This window comes from Nocardiopsis lambiniae (assembly GCF_031845465.1).
Lineage (GTDB): Bacteria > Actinomycetota > Actinomycetes > Streptosporangiales > Streptosporangiaceae > Nocardiopsis > Nocardiopsis lambiniae.
On sequence record NZ_JAVREP010000005.1, the window covers coordinates 239,642 to 261,687 of the forward strand.

Genomic DNA, 22,046 nt, shown 5'->3' on the forward strand with positions numbered 1-22,046 from the left:
GGAGTTCCGGACCCGCCGGTGCGGGGCTGAGACCTTCGACACCACAGGATGCCAGTACCTCCGGGGGGCGCGCTAACCCGCCCCCGGGCGGGCGTTGTGCAACGGTGATCGTTTCGTTGCCCCGCCGTTGGACGAAGGGGATTCAAGGGCCCCGAGGAGGGGTACGGATCGCCTCGGTCGTCCGGGATCGCGCTTCGCGCGACGCGCGGGCGCGTCGGACACCACCCGGGAGGGCTTCGCACGGTACAGTAACGCCCGAGTCACGAAGCGCGGCCTGCCCCCGGGTCCCGGCGCGGCCGATCCAGGCCCTGATCCGCCGCCTTACGGGGGGTCGAGTACGGACCTTCGCGAGATGCCGTAATAATGCTCCCGTGGCGACAGCAACCGCGAACCCAAAATCAGCACCGACACCAGCACATGGTGCGGCAAAGCGTCCTGACCTGGTGAGCGTTGGCACCATCGTTTGGTTGGCCAACGAGCTCATGTTCTTCGCTGCGCTGTTCGCGATGTACTTCACCATCCGATCGGTGATCAACGGCAACCCCGACCTGGGGCTCTGGCCCGACGCACATCTCAACGTGCTCTGGGCGTCCACGATCACCGTGGTCCTGGTGGCTTCCAGCTTCACCGCTCAGGCCGGCGTGTTCGCCGCCGAGCGCGGTGACGTCAAGAAGCTGCGCATGTGGTTCTTCATCTCGTTCTTCATGGGCCTGTTCTTCGTCATGGGCCAGGCGTACGAGTACTACGAACTCATCGTGCACGAGGGCCTGACCCTTCAGTCCAGCCCCTACGGGTCGATGTTCTATCTGACCACGGGCTTCCACGGACTCCACGTCATCGGTGGTCTGATCGCGTTCCTCATCATGCTGGGACGCACGTACGCAGCGAAGCGCTTCACTCACCAGCAGGCGACCAGTGCGATCGTCGTGTCCTACTACTGGCACTTCGTCGACGTGGTCTGGATCGCTTTGTTCTTCACCATCTACTTCATCCAGTAACCCGAAACGGGGAAACCGTGAAATGGATTACCGCGCGGCGACGGCATCCCCTTGCGGGGTATGTCGTCGTCATCCTCGCGTTGGCCCTGTTCGGGGTGGGGTACGCCGGATTGGCCCCCACCGCCGACCAGGCGCAGGCGCAGACCCTCGCCGCTGACGCTCCGTCCCCCGAGGACGTGGACGTCGCCGAGGGCAAGACCGTCTTCGACCAGACCTGCGCCACGTGCCACGGTCTGGACGGTTCGGGCAGCGAGGTCGGCCCGGACCTGCGCGACGTCGGTCCCGCGGCGATCGACTTCCAGGTCAGCACCGGCCGTATGCCGTCCATGAACCCGGACGCGCAGATGCCGCGCAAGCCGATGGTCATGACCGAGCAGGAACTGGCCAACCTGATCGCCTACTACAACGAGTCGATCCGCAGCGGCACCAACGGTGCCGACGTCCCCTACGACGTTCCGGGCGGCGCCCCGGGCTACGACGACTTCAAGCCGCTCCGCAGCGACTTCGCCGAAGGCGAGGCCGGCTCCGAGGAGTACGAGGCGGCACTGGAGGAGGCCGAGGCCGAGTACCGGACGGCGCTTGAGGAGTACCAGGACGAGTACGACGAGTACATCGCCGGTGCCGACAACACCGATATGGGCATGCGCCTCTACCTGACCAACTGCGCCCACTGCCACGGTTGGTCCGGCGGCGGCGGCGCGCTCACCGACGGTCGGTGGGCCCCCGAGATCCACGAATCCACTCCCCGTGAGATCTACGAGGCCATGGTCAGCGGCCCCGGTGCCATGCCCATGTTCAGCGACGGCGCCATCGACCCGGAGGAGAAGCAGGAGCTCATCTCCTACGTCAAGACCCTCCAGGCCGAACCGAACGCCGGCGGCATCTTCGACCTGGACCGGGTCGGCCAGGTCGCCGAAGGCCTGATCGGGTGGGTCGTCGGACTCGCCCTGATCGTCGCCTGCGCGATCTGGATCACCGCGAAGCAGCGTGCCCATGACTGAGAACAACATCGATAACACCGGGGACGACACGCCGAAGCGCGTGGTCGGCACCCCGGCGGCCGAGGAGCCCGTGGTGTCCGTCAAGGCCGAGCAGGCCCGGGACGACCACAACGGCCCCTACCCGGCCTCCGAGACCCACTTCAACTCCGAAGAGGTCCAGCGTCGGGGCGAGAAGGTCGCCTCCGCCTGGTTCATCATCGCCTTCCTGGGCGGTATCGGGTTCCTGGTCTCCTACTTCCTCTTCACACCGGGACAGATCGCGGACCCGCAGTACGGCCAGTACTCGAACATGCTCCTGGGTGGCACGCTCACCCTCGCCATGTTCGGTATCGGCGCCGGTATGACCGTGTGGGCCCGCAAGGTCATGCCTCACTACGAGGTCTCCTCGCCCTACGACGAGCTGCCCTCCAACGACGAGGAGAAGGGGTCCTTCAGCGCCTTCTTCATGCAGGGCGCCGACGAGAGCGGGTTCACCAAGCGCCCGCTCATGCGCCGCACCCTGATCCTGGCGATGGTGCCGCTGGGCCTGGCCCCGATCGTGCTGCTGCGCGACACCGGCCCGTTGCCCGGCGACAAGCTCAAGAACACGCCGTGGGAGGACGGCCGTCGTATGTACGTGGAGGGCACGCACCGCTACGTGCGTGCCGAGGACCTGGAGAACGACCCGTACGGGATGATCTCCGCCCTCCCCGCCGTCGACGACGATCACTACCCGCACGGGATCAGCCTCAACGACGCCGCCAAGTCCGTCATCCTCCTCATCAAGATGCCCGAGGAGGACTGGCAGCCGAGCATGAACGACGAGATCGAGGTCGACGGTGAGACCGGTACGCGTCTGAACTGGACGCACAACGGGATCATCGCCTACTCCAAGATCTGCACGCACGTCGGCTGCCCGGCGGCCCTGTACGAGCGCACGACGCACCGCATCCTGTGCCCGTGCCACCAGTCCACGTTCGACGCGTCGGACGCCGCCAAGGTCGTCTTCGGCCCGGCCCACCGGCCGCTGCCGCAGCTCCCCATCGGCGTCGACGATGAGGGTTACCTCATCGCCAAGGGCGACTTCACGGAGCCGCCCGGTCCGACGTTCTGGGATTACGCGAAGGACTAGTCGATGAGCAAGACCACGCAGGCTCCCAAGGCGCTACGCGGCGTCGGAAACTTCATCGACGACCGCTTCCACGTGGCCAAGATGGGCGAGAAGAACCTTCGCAAGGTCTTCCCGAACCACTGGTCGTTCATGCTGGGCGAGATCGCGCTCTACTCGTTCATCATCCTGCTCGTCACGGGTGTCTTCCTCACGCTCTGGTTCAAGCCGAGCATGATGGAGGTCGTCTACGACGGGCCCTACGAGCGTCTCAACGGTGTCGTGATGTCGGAGGCCTACGCCTCGACACTGCACATCGACTTCGCGGTGCGCGGTGGGTTCCTGGTCCGCCAGATCCACCACTGGGCCGCGCTGATCTTCGTCGCGGCACTCGTCGTGCACATGCTCCGGGTGTTCTTCACCGGCGCCTTCCGCAAGCCGCGCGAGATCAACTGGCTGATCGGTGTCTCGATCTTCGTCCTGGCGATGCTCGAAGGCCTCTTCGGCTACTCGCTGCCGGACGACCTGCCCTCCGGCATGGGCGTCCGCATCCTCCAGGGCGTGATGCTCGCGCTGCCGCTGGTCGGCACGTACATCTCGATGTTCCTGTTCGGCGGGGAGTTCCCCGGCGAGGACATCATCACGCGCCTGTACATGCTGCACGTGTTGGCGATCCCGGCCCTGCTGCTGGGGCTGATCGTCGCGCACTTCATGATCCTGTGGCACCAGAAGCACACCCAGTACCCGGGACCGGGTCGAACGGACAAGACCGTGGTGGGAACCCCGATGTTCCCCGGCTTCGCGGTCAAGGCCGGCGGGTTCTTCTTCTTCACGTTCGCCGTGATCGCGGGCCTGAGCGCTTTCGTGCAGATCAACCCGATCCACCTGTTCGGTCCGTTCACCCCGACGTCCATCACCTCCGGGCTCCAGCCCGACTGGTACATGGGCTTCATGGAGGGGTCGCTGCGGATCTTCCCGAACACGCTCGACTTCCAGATCTTCGGGTACGCCGTTCCGATCGGTGTGCTGGTGCCGGGCCTCATCGTTCCGGGCATCATCTTCGGTGGCCTGGGGGCGTGGCCGTTCATCGAGCAGTGGATCACCGGCGACAAGCGGGCGCACAACGTGGCCGACCGGCCGCGCAACGCCCCGGTCCGCACCGGTGTCGGCGTCGCGGGCATCACCTTCTACGGGATCCTGTGGCTGGCCGGGTCGAACGACATCCTCTCGGAGACGTTCTCGATCAACCTGTACCTGACCACGTACATCTTCCGTGTGCTGTCCATCGTCGGTCCGATCCTCGCCTTCATCATCACCAAGCGCATCTGCCTGGGGCTCCAGCGCCGTGACCGGGAGACCCTGGAGCACGGCTACGAGAGCGGCATCATCCGGCAGCTGCCCAGCGGTGAGTTCATCGAGGTCCACAAGCGCAACTCGCACGAGACCACGGAGGTGCTGGCGTCCAAGCCGACCATCACCTCCACAGCCCTCACCGAGGAGCAGGTGGACGACAAGGGCGTGGAGAATCCCGAGGGCCGCAAGCCCAAGGGACGCCTCCGTCGGGCCCTGGCCGAGTGGTACACGAAGGACAACGTGTCGGTGGAGGGGGTGCGGCCGCACAGCGGTCACCACCTGCACCACTCGGACGAGGCACTGAAGGAGCACGCCTCCTCCCACTAGAGGGGCGTGGATCCGGTAGCGACCGTTTCACCCCGAAGGGACCCGGCCGAGGGCCGGGTCCCTTCGTCGTTCCCGGAAGGTCGGGCCCGTTCCCCGGGTCGGGCGGGCCCGCTCCGCCGTGTCCTCGGATCGTGGTCCCGCGGTGGGAACCCGGGTTCCCACCGCGGGGGCGCCGACGGTGGGGCCCGGGGGCCGCGTGAGGGCGCTGGGGCGTGCCGCGGGGCTTCGCGCCGTTCGGGGTGCCCGACCTCGGGGCGAGGCCCTCACCGGCCACTACGCGCGCCCGGGGCCCCGTCGGGTGCGACCGGGGCCGGTCGAGGTCGTGAACCGCGGCTCCAGCGAGGGGCGGTGACCCGTGGCGGGTGGGGCGGACCCCGCCCGAGATCGGATCGTTCGGCCCGGTCAGGGGCGCGATCCGTGTTCGGGGAGCGGTAGGGGGCGACCGTCCGGGGCGGGGGGTCCATCCCTCCCTGCGGGCCCCTGGGAGAGGCGGGACCACCGGTGAGTCCGGTATGTCGGAGGTTTCGGCGGAACCGAAAAGCCGGTCCTCCTGGAAAGGAGGACCGGCTCGTCAGAGGGGGAGATCAGGCCGAGTAGATCTCCTCGATCTCCTTGCTCCACTCCTTGTTGACCACGTGGCGCTTCACCTTGAGGGAGGCGGTCATCTGGCCGCTCTCCTCGGTGAAGTCCGAGGGCAGGATCTTGAACTTCTTGATCGCCTCGGCCTTGGACACGGCCTGGTTGGCGTGGTCGACCGCCTCCTGGATCGCCGCGACCAGGTCCGGGTCCTCGGTCAGCTCGGGGATGCCGCCGGTCTTCTTGTTGGCGTCCTTCCACTGCTCGAAGGACTCGGGGTCGATCGTGATCAGGGCCGCGATGAACTTGCGGTTGTCGCCGACCACCATGCACTGGCTCACCAGGGCGTTGGCGCGGATGCGGTCTTCGAGCACGGCCGGTGCCACGTTCTTGCCGCCCGCGGTGACGATGATCTCCTTCTTGCGGCCGGTGATGCTGAGGAAGCCGTCGTCGTCGAGCGAACCGAGGTCGCCGCTGCGGTAGAAGCCGTCCTCGGTGAAGGCCTCCTTGGTGGCCTTCTCGTTGTTCCAGTAGCCCGCCATGATGTGGTCGCCCTTGAGGAGGACCTCTCCGTCCTCGGCGATGCGGATGCTGGTGCCCGGCATCGGCTGGCCCACGCTGCCGATCTTGTTGAACTCCGGGCTGTTCACCGAGGTCGGCGCGGTGCTCTCGGTGAGGCCGTAGCCCTCGATGATGGTGAAGCCGATACCGCGGAAGAAGTGGCCCAGACGGGCGCCCAGCGCGGAACCGCCGGAGACGGCGTAATCGGCGTTGCCGCCCAGCGCCGCGAGGAGCTTGCCGTAGACCAGCTTGCCGAAGAGGGCGTGCTTGAGCTTCAGGGTGAGGGGGATGCGGCCCGTCGCGAGCGCCTGGCTGTAGGCGATGGCGGTGTCGGCCGCCGCGGCGAAGATCTTGCCCTTGCCGGCGGCGGTGGCCTTCTGCTCGGCCTTGGTGTACACCTTCTCGAACACGCGGGGCACCGCGAGCAGGAAGGTCGGCTTGAACACCGAGAACTGCTCGATGAGGTCGGGCCCGGTGGACGGGTAGTGGCCGAGGGTGGCCTTGGCCTCGATGACCATGACCTGCACGAAGCGGGCGAAGACGTGGGCCAGCGGCAGGAAGAGGAGGGTGGAGGGGTTCTCCTTGCCGCGCAGGACCTGCTTGGCCGGCCCCTCCAGCGCGCTGTGCGCGATGAACAGGAAGTTGCGGTGGGTCAGCACGCAACCCTTGGGGCGCCCGGTGGTGCCGGAGGTGTAGATCAGGGTGGCGGTGTCGTCGGCCTTGGCGGCGGTACGACGCTCCTCCAGGTCGGTGACCTCGGCGCCGGCCTCGCGGAGCGCGGTGAACTCCGGACCCTCGAAGCGCCAGATCTCCTTGAGTTCCGGGGCCTTCTCACGGATGGACTCGACACGCTCCGCGTGGGCGGCGCTCTCGACGAAGATCGCCTTGGCGGAGGAGTCGGAGAGGATCCACTCGATCTGCTCGGCGGAGGAGGTCTCGTAGATCGGGACGGTGACCGCGCCGATGGACCAGATCGCGTAGTCGATCACGGTCCACTCGTAGCGGGTGCGCGACAGCAGGGCGACGCGGTCGCCGTGCTCGATGCCTGCGTTGATCAAGGCCTTGGCGTACGCGGCGACCTCGCCGTGCAGCTCCGCGACGGTGATGTCGCGCCACTGGCCGGCCTCTTGGCGGCGGGCTGCGACGGCGTTCGGCTCACTGGCGGCGCGCGCGTAGAGCGTGTCGGTCAGCCGCGCGTCGTCGGAGATCTCAGCCTTAGCGGGAGAGCTGTATTCGCGCACGTGATGCTCCTGGACGTGTACGGGTACTGAATGTGTGGGGACGTGACGACGGTAACAACACAAGGCTACTGATGAGTAGAACGTGTTGCCGTTCGGTATCCAACGGTGATCCGGAGTTGACCGGCCGACCTGGGGCGACGCGAACTATACGCCCGACATGTGCTTCGTGCACATCAGGTTAACTTCGTCCGCTTTGCTCACAACGTTCAACACTCCCCCGCCCATCCCTGGTTCTCCCCTGATCCTTCCCCGGGAGACGTCTCCTCGGGCTCCGCGTTGGCTAACGTGAAGCGGGAATCAGCCCGTTCAGAGGAGGACCTGATGGCGGAGAACACCGGTCGCGGCACCGATGACATCATCGACGACGCCCTGAGATTGGTCGACGGACTCCAGCGCAAGTTGTTGATCGCCGGGGTCAAGCGCGGCGTGGGCGCGGTCACCTCTCCTCCCGCCAAGGGGGACGTCTGGGAGGAGGCCGTCCGGCTGGAGGACCCCGAGCCGCGTCCGGTCCTGGAGGAGGTCTTCGACATCGTCCGCACCTCGGCTCCGGAGATCGCCGGGCACCTCGGCCGGGCCGGGCTGGGCGTCGTCGACGCGCTGGGACGCACCTGGGGGGTCGTCGAACGATCCCTTGAGCGACCGGCCTCCGAGCACGCGCCCGACACCCGTGCCCCCTGGCGCTCCGAAGGCGGAGAACGCCAGGTCACCTCGGGTTAGTCAGGTGGGGTGTCCAGGGCGTCCCGAGCCTGGTTTAATCGAATGGTTTACACCATTTGAAAAGACCCATGCCATGGGCCTGGCTACTTATGTCAGAGTTCGGGCGTAAGTGAGAAGGAGTCGCCCCTCATGCTGACCATCGGAGTGGACATCGGCGGGACCAAGGTCGCCGCCGGGGTGGTCGACCACAACGGGCGAATCCTGGACCGGGTCAAGTACCCCACCCCCGCCAACGACCCCCGCGGACTGGCCGACGTCGTCGCCAAGGCCGTCGAGGAGCTGCGCGGCCGTCGGCACGGCGACGTGGTGCAGGCCGTCGGCGTGGGCGTCGCCGGGTTCGTGGACGAGGACCGGGCCACCGTACAGATCGCCGTCAACCTGGGCCTGCGCGACGACCCCCTCAAGGAGCGGGTCCAGCAACGGGTGGGTCTGCCCGTCGTCATCGAGAACGACGCCAACGCCGCGGCGTGGGCCGAGGCCCGCTTCGGCGCCGGGCGGGGCAGCGATCACATCGTCTGCGTCACCCTCGGCACCGGTATCGGCGGCGGCCTGGTCATCGGCGGCCGACTGCACCGGGGCCGCTTCGGCGTCGCGGCCGAGGTCGGCCACTACCGCGTGGTGCCCCACGGCCGTCGTTGCGCCTGCGGCAACCACGGCTGCTGGGAGCAGTACGCCAGCGGTCGCGCCCTGGTGGCCGCGGGCCAGGACCTGGCCCGTACCGACCCGGTGGCGGCCGAGCGGATGCTCAAGCTCGCCGGCGGCGTCGTCGAGCAGATCGAGGGCCACATCATCACCCAGGCCGCGATGGACGGTGACGAGGGCGCCCTGACGTGCTTCCGCACCATCGGGGAATGGGCCGGGGCCGGCCTGGCCGACCTGGCCGCGATCCTGGACCCGGAGTGCTTCGTCCTCGGCGGCGGTGTCTCCGACGCCGGTGCGATCCTGCTGGAGCCGGTCCGCGACGCCTTCGCCCGCAACGTCTCGGGTCGCCCCGGTCGCCGGTTGGCCGAGATCCGCCTGGCCGAGCTCGGCGGTGAGGCCGGCATCGTCGGCGCCGGGGACCTGGCCCGTCACTGACGTACGCGAACGGCCTCGGTGCTCCGCGCACCGAGGCCGTTCGCACGTCCTTACTCGGAGGCCTGCCTCCTCGCGGCCTTCTTCTCCGCACGGCCGGCCCGACGCTCCTCCTTGCGGCGCGTCCGCTCCGCGCGACGGCGCTCCTTGTCGTCGGCGTTCTGCTCCTTGCGCGCCTCGCGCGCCTCCTCTTCGAGCTCCGCCTTGACCGCCTGGGCGTACCGGTCCACGTACTCCTGACCGGACAGCTCCATGAGCGCGTACATGATCTCGTCGGTGACCGCGCGCAGGACCCGCTGGTCCTTCTCCATGCCGTAGTAGCGGGAGAAGTCCAGGGCCTTGCCGAACTTCACCTGGGGCCGGATGCCCAACTTGGGCACGGTCCGCCCCGGCGGCATGATCTTGTCCGCGTTGATCATCGCCATCGGCACGACCGGTACCCGCGCCTCCAGCGCGATCCGGGCCACCCCGGTGCGCCCCCGGTACAGCTTGCCGTCGGGGGACCGCGTGCCCTCGGGGTAGATGCCGAGCAGTTCGCCGCGCTTGAGCACCTTCAGTCCGGTGCGCAGCGCAGCCTCACTGGCCTTGCCCCCGGAGCGGTCGATGGGGATCTGTCCCACGCCGGAGAAGAAGGCCCTGCTGGCCAGGCCCTTGACGCCGGTCCCGGTGAAGTACTCCGACTTGGCCAGGAACGTGATCCTGCGCGGCAGCGGAAGCGGGCCGAAGAAGTGGTCGGAGAAGGACAGGTGGTTGCCCACCATGAGGGCCGGGCCACGGCGCGGCACATTCTCCACACCCTCGGCGCGGGGTTGCCACAGCACGGCCAGGATCGGCCCCAGAATCGCCTTGACCACCCAATAGAACATCTCTTCGGATCACCCCTGCACACGCGGGGAGCCTCCGGGCAGGGTCTGCCGCGTCTCACTGTCCCGCTCGGCCAGCACTGCGACGAGGATACTCAGTCCACGGCACGTGATGCGCGACACCCCTCTTCCGGTACGAGAACGGAACATGGGGGCCACCCATGACAAACGGTCCGCCGAACGGTTAGCCTCACGCCTGTGAAGCCGGGGTGACCGCCGCGGCGCCGTACGCATTCCCTGGGGGCAGTTCCGTGAGACCGACCGACGATACCGTTCTGATCCCCGGTGCGGAACCCTTCAGCCACCGGGGATCCGATGTCGGCGTCCTCCTGTGCCACGGATTCACCGGTTCCCCGCGCTCCATGCGCCCCTGGGCCGATCACCTGGTCGCCGCGGGCCTCAGCGTCGAGCTGCCCCTGCTGCCCGGGCACGGCACCGTCTGGACCGACATGGCGCTCACCACCAGCGACGACTGGTACGCCGAGGTCGAGCGGGCGTTGCTGGACCTGTCCTCGCGCTGCTCCGAGGTCTTCGTCATGGGCCTGTCCATGGGCGGCGCTCTCTCCCTGAGGCTGGCCCAGGAACACCCCGACCTGGTCCGGGGCGCCGTCCTGGTCAACCCCTCGCTGGCGATCGAGGACCCGCGACTGCCGATCATCGCGCCGTTCCGCGGCCTGGCCGCCCGTCTCCTGCCCTTCACCCCCGGTGTGGAGAGCGACATCGCCAAGGACGACGTCGGTCGAGGCGAGGGAGGATACGACCGGGTGCCGACCGCGGCCGCGGCGACACTCCCGAAGCTGTGGCGCGCGGTTCAGGAGGGCATGTCCGGTTTGCGTGCGCCGATTCTGGCCTACCGAAGCCCCCAGGACCACGTCGTCGGACCCCGCAGTCTGCGTATGCTCGCTAAGAGAGCGGTCAACACCCGGCTGACGATCCATCTGCTCCACGACAGCTACCACGTGGCGACCCTCGACCATGACGCCGCCGACATCTTCGACGGAAGCCTCGCCTTCGTGCGGGCCCACGCCAGAAGCGGGGAAGGAGCCGACCGATGACACAACGTCGGGGTAACGGCCTGCTCGCCGATACCTACGTGCCCCTGATCCTGCTCGCGCCCTCGCACGCCGACCTGATGCTGGAGGCGTTGCGGCGCAGCGGCATCGCGGCCTACGCGGTGCCACTGGCCGAGGACGTGCTGGAGCCGCCGGGCGGTGACATCGAGGACCCGCCGACCGACCACCTGTACGTCGACGCCGAGGAACGGATCGCCGCCGAACACGTCCTCGGCGCCGAGCTGCCCGACCTGGGGGTGCGCGCCGCGCCGGAATCGGAGGGCAGGCGCGAACCCCGAGCGGAGGGCGAGGAGGAGTCCGCCGACCCCGCAGGGGAGCCCCCGGAGTCGGTCATCGGCGGCGACCTGCTGGACGGGCCACCCGAGAACGTCGACCCCGACGCGCCCTCGGCCCCCGGTGCCGACGAGGACGACGTGTGGAACGACCTCGTCGCCCGTTTCTACGACGACGACGGCCCGCCCGCGCGCGGCGCCCTGTGGCCCGACGCCGAGAACGCCGGGCCGTCCTCGCCCCCGGACCGGGAGGAGGCCTCCCCGTTCGGCGACATCCTCGCCGGAGACCCCGCCGACGAGGACGACGACGAGGAGGCCCTGCGGCGTGCCGAGGACGAGCTGGAGGGCCACTACGAGCCCCCGCCCCCGCCTCCGCTGCTCCAGGGCGACCGGCTCGGCATCGCGGCCTGGTTCGGTCTCCTGGGCGGCCCCGCCCTGGTGTTCGGCGCCGCCTTCCTGGGCCTGACCCTGCCCAACTGGGCGATGTTCATGGCGGTCGTGGCGTTCCTGGTCGGTTTCGTCGTGCTCATCCTGCGCATGACCGACAGCAGACCGCCCGGCGACGGCGGTCCCGACAACGGGGCGGTGGTCTGACCCCTGGGCTTCGACATCCCCCTGTGGCGCGGCATCTCCCTCTTCCGCGCCGCGGCCCTGGTCTACGCGCTGCTGCTGCTCGTCCAGCACCACGAGCACCTGTCCCGCACCTGGCTGGCCTGGACGGTCCTGGTCGTGATGGCCGCGTGGACGGTGATCACGGCCTCCGCCTACGCTCGCCCCGAGCTGCGCACCCGGCGGCTGGTCTGCGCGGACCTGGCGGTGGCCTTCTCCTGCCTGTTCGCCACCGCTCCGGCCGCCGTCCCCTTCTACCTGACCCAGGCCCCGCCGCTGAGCGGGTACTGGTTCGCCGGCGCGGCCCTGGCCGCGGGGGTGGTCTGGGGGCGTCGCGGCGCCGCCACGGTCGCCGTGCTGTACGGGATCGCCGATCTGACGCTGCGCGTCATCATGGACGCCCGGATCACCCCCGCCACCGCCCGGGGCGTGGTCCTGCTCCTGCTGGCCGGGCTGGCGGTGGCGTACATGGCGCGGGTGGCCGCGCAGGCGGAGCAGCGGTTCGCCCGCGCGGTGGCCCTGGAGGCGCGTCTGCGCGAACGCGAACAGCTGGCCCGGTCCATCCACGACTCGGTGCTCCAGGTGCTGTCCATGGTGAGCAGGCGCGGTGCCGAGGCCGGGGGAGAGGCCGCCGAGATCGGCCGCATGGCCGGTGAACAGGAGGTCCGGTTGCGCGCGCTGATCACCGCGGACCTGCCCCGCGTCGGATCGGTCGCCCCCGGAGATCCTCACCCCCACCCGCTCTCGCCCCCGGGCCCCGCGGACGCCTCCGACGAGGAGGTGGATCTGCGCGACCCGGTGCGCCGGCTGGAGTCGGTGCTCGTGTCGGTGTCCGCGCCCGCCACCCCGGTGCCGTTGCCGCAGAGCGCCGTCACCGAGTTCGTCGCGGCGATCGAGGCGGCCCTGGCCAACGTGGAACGACACTGCCCCACCGGGACCCGCGCCTGGATCCTGGTGGAGGACGAGGACGACACCGTCACCGTGACGGTGCGCGACGAGGGTCCCGGCATTCCCGAGGGGCGGCTGGAACGGGCCGGAGGGGAGGGCCGCCTGGGCGTGGCCCAGTCGATCCGGGGCCGGCTGCGCGATCTGGGGGGCACCGCCGAGATCCTCTCCGTGCCGGGCCAGGGCACCGAGGTGGAGATGCGCCTGCCCCGCGGGCCGTGAGCCGGCCGCTCACAACGGTGGTCCCTGCCCCGGCTCCTCCTGATGGGAGAAGCGCTGTTCACGCCAGGCCTCGGCCCGGTTGTGGTAGCCGCGTTCCTCCCAGAAGCCCCGCCGGTCGGCGGTCATGTACTCCACGGCCCGCAACCACTTCACGCTCTTCCAGCCGTACAGGTGCGGCACCACCAGCCGCAGCGGGTGACCGTTCTCCGGGGCCAGCGGGACCCCGCCCCGGTGGGTCGCCAGCACGACGTCCTCCGCGAGGAAGTCGTCCAGGCGCAGATTGGCGCTGTAGCCGTACTCGCCCCACGCCATCACGTGCGTGACCTCGGGGTCGGGCGGCGCCGCCGCCACCAGGTCCACGGCGCGCACCCCGCTCCAGACCACGTCGGGCACGCTGAACCGCATCACGCAGTGGAAGTCGCTCACGGTGTCGGTGCGGGACAGGTCGGCGAACTCCTCCCACGTCCATCGGTACGACCCCAGGTCCTCGGTCGCCCCCATGACCCGGAAGTCCCATCTCCCCGGTCGAAAGGCGGGCACCGGCCCGTAGTACAGGGGCCGGTGCCGTGTTCGTACGGCCTGGCCGGGCGGCAGTCGCCGGGGATCGTCGCCATCCCGACCTTCCGTTGCCTCGGACACGCAATCCCCCGTTCGTCTCGTCCACCGGCCATCCTGCCAGGCGTCAACGAGAGGTAGGTCACTCGCCCCACCCGTGCGACGGGAGCGCGACCGTGCGCTATAGTCACAGCCATGCAGCGGAACTTCTGGCGTTTTTATGGCTACCGGCCCGATACCCCGGTCGCCTGTAAAGCGCTGCGCTGACACAGACGATTCGAGCCCCGGGCCGGTAACGGCCCGGGGCTCTTCGCGTTCCGGACCGCACCGGCGTCACGGCTCTCCCGCACCACACCCAACGACAGCAGGGACACCCACATGGTCATCGTGATGGCACCGGACGCCACTTCCCACGACATCGACTCCATCGTCGAACTGGTCACCTCCGCGGGCGGCGAGGCCTACGTCACCCGAGGCGTCAGCCGCACCATCATCGGCCTCGTCGGGGACGTCGAGCGGTTCCGTGATCTGGGCCTGGCCGCCAAACCCGGCGTCGCCGACGTACTGCGCATCTCCGCCCCCTACAAGCTGGTCAGCCGGGAGAACCACGACAGCCGCACCGTCGTCGGTGTCCGCGGTGTGCCGATCGGCGGCGACCACGTCACGGTCATCGCCGGCCCGTGCGCCGTGGAGACCCCCGAGCAGACCCTGGAGGCGGCCCGGATGGCGCTCGCCGCCGGCGCGTCCCTGCTGCGCGGAGGCGCCTACAAGCCCCGCACCTCCCCCTACGCCTTCCAGGGACTGGGCGAGGCCGGCCTCAAGATCCTCGCCGACGTGCGCGAGGAGACCGGGCTGCCGATCGTCACCGAGGTCGTCGACGCCGCCGACGTCGAACTGGTCGCCTCCTACGCCGACATGCTCCAGATCGGCACCCGCAACATGCAGAACTTCGCCCTGCTCCAGGCGGCGGGCGCGGCCGGCAAGCCGGTGCTGCTCAAGCGCGGCATGAGCGCCACCATCGAGGAGTGGTTGATGGCCGCCGAGTACATCGCCCAGCAGGGCAACCTCGACATCGTCCTGTGCGAGCGCGGCATCCGCACCTTCGAGAAGGCCACGCGCAACACCCTGGACATCAGTGCCGTGCCGGTCGCCCAGAGCCTGTCCCACCTGCCGGTCATCGTGGACCCGTCCCACTCCGGCGGTAAGCGCTCCCTGGTGCTGCCGCTGTCCCGGGCCGCCATCGCGGTCGGCGCCGACGGTGTCATCGTCGACGTCCACCCGAGCCCCGAGACCGCCCTGTGCGACGGCCCGCAGGCCCTGCTCCAGGAGGACCTCGCCGAGCTGCGGGACCTGGCGGAGACCCTGGCCGCCCTGACCGGCCGTGCTCTCACCCCCGCACCCGGCCACGAGCTGGCCGGTCTGTAGGGCCTGTTCCGGGGCGTTCGACCCCGCCGTCCGAGGCCCTTGCGGAGCCGTCCGTGCACCGCGGGCGGGTCCACCGACGGCGTCCTCTCGCGCCGACCGCCCATCGGTCGGGGGGAGGACGCCCCCGGCCCCTGCTTGCGCCGCGGCCGTGCGGTGAACGCGACCCGACACCGATCGAGGCGGGCGGCGGCCACGGAGCGCACCCGGTGACCTCGGGAACCGCGCTTCGCGTGCTTCACGATCCTCCGGAAACGACACGGTGGTCGCGACCTCCTGAAAACCAGGGTGTCGCGACCACCGGAAGAACCCGACCGCGCGGGCCCCGCCGTGCGGGGCGGTGACGCCCACGGGGTTCCGGACGCCGACGGAGCGGACCTCTCCGAGGAAGGGGGACGTCGGCCGAGGACTCCCGTCCTCCGGGCGCCCCCGCCCCGCCGGAGCGCGGCGCGGACGCCCGAAGGGACCGGACTCAGACCCGTACGGCGGCGGCCTTGGCCGTCTCCAGACGGGCGGGGGCGGCCTCGCCCAGGAAGCTGGGCTTGTGCACCTGGGCCGTGGTCACCAGGTACTCGGCGAGCTCCTCGGCGTCCAGCCGCTTCTCGATCTGACGCAGATCGGGGATCTTCGCCGCGGTCTCGACCTGACGCGGGGTCAGCATGGTGCAGCAGTCCTCGTCGGGCAGCTCCGAGATGGCCAGGGTCCCGATCTTGCGGGCCTGGTCCATGATCTCGGTCTTGTCCATGCCGATGAGCGGACGCAGGATCGGCAGGTCCACCGCGTCGTCCAGCGCCGTCAGGTTGGTCATGGTCTGGCTGGAGACCTGTCCCAGGGCGTCACCGGTGACGAGACACTCGGCCTTCAGGTCGTCGGCGAGGACCTCGGCGGTCTTGAGCATGAGCCGTCGCTGGGCGACGATCTGCAACCGCTCGATCCCCGAGCTCTTCAGCTGCTGCTGGGCCTTGCCGAAGGGGATCACGAACAGCCGGGACCCCACCTGGTAGCGGTCGAGCTGACGGACCAGGCTGTAGGCCTTGTAGATCGACTCCGGGCCGGTGAACGGCATCCCGGAGAAGTGCAGGAAGTCCACCTTCAGACCGCGCCGGATCATCCGGTGGGCGGCCACCGGCGAGTCGATGCCGCCCGACATCAGCACCAGACCGCGACCGCTCATCCCGGCGGGCAGTCCGCCCTGGCCGGGGACGCCGTCGGTGAACACGAACGCCTCGTCCTTGTCCACCTCGACGAACAGGGTGTTGTCGGGGCGCTTGAGGTTCACCGGGAGGCCGTGCGCCTCGATGATCTTGGAGCCGAGGTACCCGGCCAGCTCCGAGGAGGTCACCTCGAACCGCTTGTCCCGGCGGCGGGCGCGCACCGCGAAGCTCCCCTGGCGTCCTTCCAGGGAGCGCACGGCCACGTCGGTGATGGCGGTCAGGTCCTTGGGCACCCGGCGCACCAGGTGCACCCACACGACGCCCATGACGTTGGCCATGCGGTCGGCGATCTCGGCGACCTCGATGTCGGAGGCCTCCGGCTTGCGCACGATGATGACGCCGGCCCCGCGCTGGGAGAGGCGGACCTCGCCCAGGTCGCGCACCGAGGAGCGGATGTTGTTGTGCAGACGGCGCTCGAACAGCCTGCGGTTGGAACCCTTGAGGACGATCTCGCCGAGCTTCATGAGCACGCAGAGTTCGCCCAGTCCGTCTCCGACGCCGGTCACGGGGGACGGCGCGGACTCAAGCGACGCGGACATGGTGCTACCTCCGGTTGGAACGCATTGATGCCCGGTTGCTCGTCATGGACCGGCGGTGGCGGGAAACCGGGATCGCCCATCGCCGTACTTCTTCCAGTATCGAACATCCTCCCCACCGCTCCATCCAATTTCGGCCCGGACGGAAGAGGGCGCGGCCGTGTGGACACCGTGCGTATCCGTGAGGGGAAACCTAGGATCACGGCATGGCCTTGTTCGTCCACCTCACCCCCGCCGCGAACACCGTGCGGCTGCGCCGCTCGGGGGTCCGCGCGGCCGGCCGCGGTCACGGCGGGGAACGCGGCGTGTACTGCTTCCCCCTGCTGCCCTGCTACACGCTCACCCACCAGTGGCTGCGAGAACTCGCACATGACGGCGACCACCGCCGCTTCGTCGCGGTGCACATCCGGCTCGACGACGCGCAGCCGGTGACCGTCGGACACCACGCGACCCGACCCCGGTGGGTCACGGCGCGGGAGGCGGTCCGGATCGTGCGGGCGCTGCCGGACCCGCACGGGTGGGAGGTGTTCGTCCCCAGAACGGTCACCGTCCGTGAGATACATCGGGTGCGCGGGGTGGCCCGGGGTGTGGGACCGCACACGACGGACGCGGGCGATCCGTCGGAGTGCCCGTGCCGCGTCCGGATCGCGGAGCCGGTCCTGCTGTGAGAAGACGATCGTCCCCTCCCCGCGCACGGGAAGGGGACGATCCACGGGCGGCCGTGGCCCGACGCCCGATACGGGGGAGCGTGTTCCTTCCGCCCGTCGCCCTCGACGCCGGCCCGCGGCGAACGGCCGGTCCGTCTCGCGGGCGGCCCGGCGAACCGGAGGATTCTCTTCCTTCCCCCGGGAACCGGTGGAGGGCTCAGCCGAAGAAGACCTCGGCCTCGGCGTAGCGCTCTGCCGGGACGGTCTTGAGGGTGTCGGTGGCCTCGGCCAGGTCCACGAGGACGATGTCGGTGCCCTGGAGGCCGACCATCTTGCCGAACGCCTTCTCGTGCACCGCGTCGATGGCGTTGACGCCCAGGCGGGTGGCGAGCACGCGGTCGAAGGCGGTGGGGGTGCCGCCGCGCTGCACGTGGCCCAGGACCACCGAGCGGGCCTCCTTGCCGGTGCGCTGCTCGATCTCCTCCGCCAGCCGCTGGCCGATGCCGCCCAGACGCACGTGGCCGAAGGAGTCCGTCTCGCCGGTGGCCAGCTGCATCTGGCCTTCCTTGGGGTGGGCGCCCTCGGCGACGACGATGATCGGCGCGTACTGGGTCCGGAAGCGGCTCTCGACGTGGCGGACGACCTCGTCGATGTCGAAGGGGCGCTCGGGGATGAGGATGACGTTCGCCCCGGCGGCCATGCCCGAGTGCAGGGCGATCCACCCGGCGTGGCGGCCCATGACCTCCACGACCAGCGCGCGGTGGTGCGACTCGGCGGTGGTGTGCAGGCGGTCGATCGCCTCCATGGCGATGTTGACGGCCGTGTCGAAACCGAAGGTGTAGTCGGTCGCGTTGAGGTCGTTGTCGATGGTCTTGGGCACGCCGACCACGTTGACGCCGCGGTCGTGCAGTTGGCGGGCCACGCCCAGGGTGTCCTCGCCGCCGATGGCCACCAGGGCGTCGACGCCCAGACCGGCCATGTTGTCCTTGACCCGCTCGACACCGCCCTCGATCTTCATCAGGTTGGTGCGGGAGGAGCCCAGGATGGTGCCGCCGCGCGGAAGGATGCCGCGCACGGCCTCGACGTCCAGGGCCATGGTGTCGCCCTCCAGGGGGCCGCGCCAGCCGTCCCGGAAACCGACGAACTCGTAGCCGTAGTCCTTGATGCCCTTACGGACCACGGCCCGGATGACCGCGTTCAGACCAGGGCAGTCGCCGCCACCGGTCAGCACCCCGACGCGCATACGAATCTCCTCGACGTTGTGGGTTCCACGGCGCATGGCGCCATATGGTCTAGACCATAGTCCTCAGGGCGATCCCAGGCCAACCCGGGCCGGTGAACATGCTCCGAACTCGCGCGAGGCCCGCCCCGAACAGGCTTTTCGTGTTCGTTCGTCCTGTGTGTCCGGGTCAGTCGTCCAGGCCGCGATCGATGGCGTAGCGGACCAGTTCGACCCTGTTGTGCAGGTGCAGTTTGGTGAGGGTGTTCTGCACGTGGTTCTGCACGGTGCGATGGGCGATCGACAGCCGCTGCGCGATCTGCTTGTAGGCCAAGCCCTTGGCGACCAGGCGCAGCACCTCGGTCTCGCGCGGGGTCAGCGCGGGGGAGGGATCGTCCCGGTCGCGCTCCCGCGAGGACAGCCTGCGGTACTCGCCCAGGACCAGGCCCGCCAGCCCGGGCGTGTAGACGGCCTCGCCCCGGTGCACCCGACGCACCGCGTCGAGGAGTTCGTCCCGGCCCGCGGACTTGACCAGGTAACCCGTGGCCCCCGCCTTCACGGCGGCCAGCACGTCGTCCCCGGCCCCGCTCGCCGACAGCACCAGCACCCGGGGCGGTTCGCCCAGCGCGATCAGGCCCGCAGTCAACTCCACCCCGGTCATGTCCGGCAGGTGCATGTCGACGACGGCCAGGGTGGGCCGGACCGCGGGGGCGATCCGCAGGGCCTTGGCGCCGTCGCCCGCCGTGCCCACCACCGTGACACCGGCCTCATCGAGGTCGCGCGCCACGGCGTCGCGCCACATGGGGTGGTCGTCCACGACCAGCACCCGGATCTCCTCGCTGCTCTCCATCACATCCTCCTGGGGGACCCCGGCCCCGGCGCCGGAACGGCGACGGGAGGACCGTCGCCGCGGCGACGAGAGGGGACACGCGGGTGACCTTATCCCGAACGGGGCCGCGGCGCGCCCGCCCTGTCCGCTCCCGGCCGGGGAACCGAACGCGGGAGGGGCGGGGCCGCCCGGCCCCGCCCCTCCCGCGTTCACCGGGGCCGGCCCCCGGCCGTGCCCCCCGGCCCGGGTCCGCCTTCCGCGTCCACGCGGAGATCAGTCGTCATCGTCGTCCTCGTCGAGTTCGAGCTCCCCGAGGGGGAGACCCACCGGCGTGGCGATGATCGTGATCTCGGTGCCCTCCGGCGCCTTGCCCGTGTGGGACTGCTCCGCCACGGTCCGGCCGCCCAGGAAGCGCTCCACCTTGACCTTGAAGCCGGCGTCCTCCAGCAGCTCGCGGGCCTCCCTGACGTTCCTGCCGACGACGTCGGGGATCTCCACGCCCGGCGGGCCGGTGGAGACGGTCAACTCGACCTCGCCGCCCGCGCTCAACGTGGTACCGGTGTCGGGTGTCTGGCTGATGACCAGGCCGTCGTCGACGCTCTCGCTCTCGGCCTCGACGATCTTCACCGTCAACCCCAGCTCCTCCAGGGCGTTGCGGGCGTCGTCCACGCCCTGGCCCGTGAGGGCCGGCACGTCGATGCCGCGGCTCACGGTGAAGGTCACCGTCGACTCGCGGTCGGCCTCCTCACCGGGTGCCGGGTCGGTGGAGATGACCTCCCCCGGCTGCACGTTCTCGGCGTCGACCACCTCTTGGAGCAGGCTCTCCGAGTCGAATCCCAGGGTCTCCATCTCCTTGATCGCGTTGGAGACGTCCTGGCCCTTGAAGTCGGGCATCTCGACCTCGCGCGGCCCCTTGGACAGCTGGATCGTGACCGTGTCACCGGGGGACAGGCGCTCCCCGACCTCCGGTTCGACCTTGCCGACCGTGCCCGCCGCCTCGGAGCTGTACACGCCCTCCTCGGCCACGTCGCACTTCAGGCCGCTGTCGCGCAGGGCCGCGCAGGCCGCCTCCTGTTCGGCGCCGATGATCTCGGGCACCGACTCGAACCGGCCGACGAGGAACCACCAACCGGCGACGAACACCACCAGTGCCAGAACGGTCGCGCCCACGGCCATCAGCGTCGCGCGACGACGCCGATCCGGGCCCTCGTCGAAGTGGTCATCGTCGTAATCGTCATAGCCGTCGTCCGCGGGGCCGCCCATCTCCACGATCATGGTGGCGTTCTCGGTGCCCGGCCCGGCGCCGCCCGCGATGAGCTGCGGCGCGGTGACGGCCGCCGTCGTCGCGGCGACCGGGGCCACCGGAGGCAGCGGGGCACCCTTCACCTGCGGCGTCTCCGGCAGGTGGCGCAGCACCTCCAGCACCTTGGACAGGTACTGTCCGGCGTTGCCCGGCCGATAACGGGGATCGCGTTCGGTGGCCTTGGTGACCAGCGCGTCCACCTCGGAGGGCAGCCCGGGCAGGAAGTGGGAGGGACGCGGAACGTCCTCGTTGACGTGCTGGTAGGCGATCGCGATGGGCGTCTCGCCGGTGTGCGGCTGACTCCCGGTGAGCAACTCGTAGAACATGATCCCCGCCGCGTACACGTCGGTGCGCGCGTCGGCGGTGCCCCGCTCGATCTGCTCGGGCGCCAGGTAGGCCGCGGTGCCCATGAGGGTCCCGGTGCGGGTCAGACCCTGGGTGGACTGCTCCACGGCACGGGCCAGACCGAAGTCGGCGACCTTGATCCGGCCGTCCTCGGTGATGAGGACGTTCTCGGGCTTGATGTCGCGGTGCACCATGCCCGCCCGGTGGGCGGCGCCCAGGGCCGCCAGCACCGGGGCCATCACCTGGAGGGCGTCGCGCGCCGACAACCGGCCGCGCTCCTTGAGAAGGGCGCGCAGGGTGCGACCCGGCACGTACTCCATCGCCAGGAACACGTGCCCCCGGTCCTCGCCCTGGTCGAAGACCTGGACGACGTTGGGATGGGAGAGCTTGGCGACGGAGTGCGCCTCGTTGATGAAGCGCTGGACGAAGGTGGGGTCCTGGGCCAGCGAAGGGTGCATCACCTTCAACGCCAGCCGACGGTCCAGCCTCAGGTCGTGGGCGACGTAGACGGTCGCCATCCCGCCTCCGGCGATCCTGGACTCCACGAAATAGCGTTGGTCCAGAGTGGCGCCCACGAGCGGGTCGGAAGTCGTCATGTCCACGGCGGAGTAGTGTCCTTGCTGCGGGGAGCGCGGGCTTCGCGGTCGGTGGCGCGTACCCGACACCGGGTGTCGAACCGACACGATAGCGGAAGCCCGACCCGGGTCTGCCCCGCGGTTCGCGGCCGCGCCGCCCCTGGTCCACGGGGGGTGGGGGCGTGCGGTCCTGGGTCGTCCTCGGGCGCGCGACACCCCGATTCGGGGGACGCGCGACTCTTTCACGGTAGGCGATGGGGGCAACGCCGTGGCGCCGCCGCACCGGTGTCCTTGGTAACGCCCTCGGTCGACCGCTCTGACCTGCGCGAACGCCGGGATCATGGAAGTCCGCCCCGCTGGGCCGGTCCGCCGGCACGGGGGAGGGGCTCCTCCCCCGTGGCCGCGGGCGCACGATGAGCGCCCGCGGTTCCGTCTCCCCCACATGATGACGGAGGGGACGCGGCCCCCACGTGTTCGAGGTC

At 69.9% G+C, this 22,046-nt stretch carries 18 protein-coding genes; 11 read left to right on the top strand and 7 right to left on the bottom strand.

Annotated features, from left to right (window positions below; translation table 11 throughout):
• The first annotated feature begins 371 nt into the window (after positions 1-371).
• From ctaE to qcrB, 4 genes are read left to right on the top strand one after another with little or no spacing between them, the layout of a single operon-like run.
• Entirely contained in the window at positions 372-998 is a 627-nt protein-coding gene (ctaE, locus tag RM479_RS10300) for an aa3-type cytochrome oxidase subunit III (protein WP_446725082.1), read from the top strand.
• Between the two features lie 17 nt (positions 999-1,015).
• The gene (locus tag RM479_RS10305; protein WP_449589942.1) at positions 1,016-1,999 is read left to right on the top strand and encodes a cytochrome c; all 984 of its coding nucleotides are present in this window, start codon (positions 1,016-1,018) and stop codon (positions 1,997-1,999) included.
• Positions 1,992-3,110, top strand: a complete 1,119-nt coding sequence (qcrA, locus tag RM479_RS10310; RefSeq protein ID WP_311511489.1) for a cytochrome bc1 complex Rieske iron-sulfur subunit — start codon at positions 1,992-1,994, stop codon at positions 3,108-3,110. Before RM479_RS10305 ends, qcrA begins: the two co-directional genes overlap by 8 nt.
• A gap of 3 nt (positions 3,111-3,113) precedes the next feature.
• Entirely contained in the window at positions 3,114-4,766 is a 1,653-nt protein-coding gene (qcrB, locus tag RM479_RS10315) for a cytochrome bc1 complex cytochrome b subunit (RefSeq protein ID WP_311511490.1), read from the top strand.
• 584 nt (positions 4,767-5,350) lie between these two features.
• Here qcrB and RM479_RS10320 read toward each other — a convergent pair.
• The gene (locus RM479_RS10320; RefSeq protein WP_311511491.1) at positions 5,351-7,144 is read right to left on the bottom strand and encodes an AMP-dependent synthetase/ligase; all 1,794 of its coding nucleotides are present in this window, start codon (positions 7,142-7,144) and stop codon (positions 5,351-5,353) included.
• A 321-nt stretch (positions 7,145-7,465) separates the two neighbouring features.
• Between RM479_RS10320 and RM479_RS10325 the strand changes: the two genes are divergently transcribed.
• Positions 7,466-7,861, top strand: coding sequence for a hypothetical protein (locus RM479_RS10325; protein ID WP_311511492.1), 396 nt, complete (start codon positions 7,466-7,468; stop codon positions 7,859-7,861).
• Between the two features lie 129 nt (positions 7,862-7,990).
• Positions 7,991-8,938 (top strand): ROK family glucokinase, encoded by a 948-nt coding sequence (locus RM479_RS10330; protein ID WP_311511493.1) that lies wholly within the window; start codon positions 7,991-7,993, stop codon positions 8,936-8,938.
• A gap of 50 nt (positions 8,939-8,988) precedes the next feature.
• Here RM479_RS10330 and RM479_RS10335 read toward each other — a convergent pair whose 3' ends face one another.
• The gene (locus RM479_RS10335; protein ID WP_274812017.1) at positions 8,989-9,801 is read right to left on the bottom strand and encodes a lysophospholipid acyltransferase family protein; all 813 of its coding nucleotides are present in this window, start codon (positions 9,799-9,801) and stop codon (positions 8,989-8,991) included.
• A 248-nt stretch (positions 9,802-10,049) separates the two neighbouring features.
• On the opposite strand from RM479_RS10335, the gene RM479_RS10340 reads away from it, so the two are divergent.
• The 3 genes from RM479_RS10340 to macS are packed head-to-tail and all read left to right on the top strand — an operon-like array spanning position 10,050 to position 12,919.
• A complete protein-coding gene (locus tag RM479_RS10340; protein WP_311511494.1) occupies positions 10,050-10,853 on the top strand; it encodes an alpha/beta hydrolase in 804 nt (267 codons plus the stop codon).
• Entirely contained in the window at positions 10,850-11,737 is an 888-nt protein-coding gene (locus RM479_RS10345) for an ICP22 family protein (RefSeq protein WP_311511495.1), read from the top strand. Before RM479_RS10340 ends, RM479_RS10345 begins: the two co-directional genes overlap by 4 nt.
• Positions 11,738-11,794: 57 nt before the next feature.
• Positions 11,795-12,919, top strand: a complete 1,125-nt coding sequence (gene macS, locus RM479_RS10350; protein WP_397221853.1) for a MacS family sensor histidine kinase — start codon at positions 11,795-11,797, stop codon at positions 12,917-12,919.
• A 9-nt stretch (positions 12,920-12,928) separates the two neighbouring features.
• On the opposite strand, the gene RM479_RS10355 is transcribed toward macS, so the two are convergent.
• On the bottom strand, positions 12,929-13,513 hold the full coding sequence (locus RM479_RS10355; RefSeq protein WP_311511562.1) for a molybdopterin-dependent oxidoreductase: 585 nt from the start codon (positions 13,511-13,513) through the stop codon (positions 12,929-12,931).
• A 339-nt stretch (positions 13,514-13,852) separates the two neighbouring features.
• Between RM479_RS10355 and aroF the strand changes: the two genes are divergently transcribed.
• Positions 13,853-14,899, top strand: coding sequence for a 3-deoxy-7-phosphoheptulonate synthase (gene aroF, locus RM479_RS10360; RefSeq protein WP_311511496.1), 1,047 nt, complete (start codon positions 13,853-13,855; stop codon positions 14,897-14,899).
• 469 nt (positions 14,900-15,368) lie between these two features.
• Here aroF and thiI read toward each other — a convergent pair whose 3' ends face one another.
• Positions 15,369-16,649 carry a tRNA uracil 4-sulfurtransferase ThiI gene (gene thiI / locus RM479_RS10365; RefSeq protein WP_311511497.1) on the bottom strand — a complete coding sequence of 427 codons (1,281 nt, stop codon included), beginning with the start codon at positions 16,647-16,649 and terminating at the stop codon, positions 15,369-15,371.
• A gap of 203 nt (positions 16,650-16,852) precedes the next feature.
• Between thiI and RM479_RS10370 the strand changes: the two genes are divergently transcribed.
• Positions 16,853-17,314 (top strand): hypothetical protein, encoded by a 462-nt coding sequence (locus RM479_RS10370; protein WP_311511498.1) that lies wholly within the window; start codon positions 16,853-16,855, stop codon positions 17,312-17,314.
• A gap of 196 nt (positions 17,315-17,510) precedes the next feature.
• On the opposite strand, the gene RM479_RS10375 is transcribed toward RM479_RS10370, so the two are convergent.
• The 3 genes from RM479_RS10375 to pknB form a co-directional block, all read right to left on the bottom strand.
• Positions 17,511-18,536: a 6-phosphofructokinase gene (locus tag RM479_RS10375; protein ID WP_274812097.1), complete on the bottom strand. Its 1,026-nt coding sequence runs from the start codon at positions 18,534-18,536 to the stop codon at positions 17,511-17,513.
• Positions 18,537-18,702: 166 nt separating this feature from the next.
• The gene (locus RM479_RS10380; RefSeq protein WP_311511499.1) at positions 18,703-19,362 is read right to left on the bottom strand and encodes a response regulator transcription factor; all 660 of its coding nucleotides are present in this window, start codon (positions 19,360-19,362) and stop codon (positions 18,703-18,705) included.
• Positions 19,363-19,614: 252 nt separating this feature from the next.
• Complete coding sequence (gene pknB, locus RM479_RS10385) at positions 19,615-21,591, bottom strand: Stk1 family PASTA domain-containing Ser/Thr kinase (RefSeq protein WP_311511500.1); 1,977 nt, start codon at positions 21,589-21,591, stop codon at positions 19,615-19,617.
• Between the last annotated feature and the right edge of the window lie 455 nt (positions 21,592-22,046).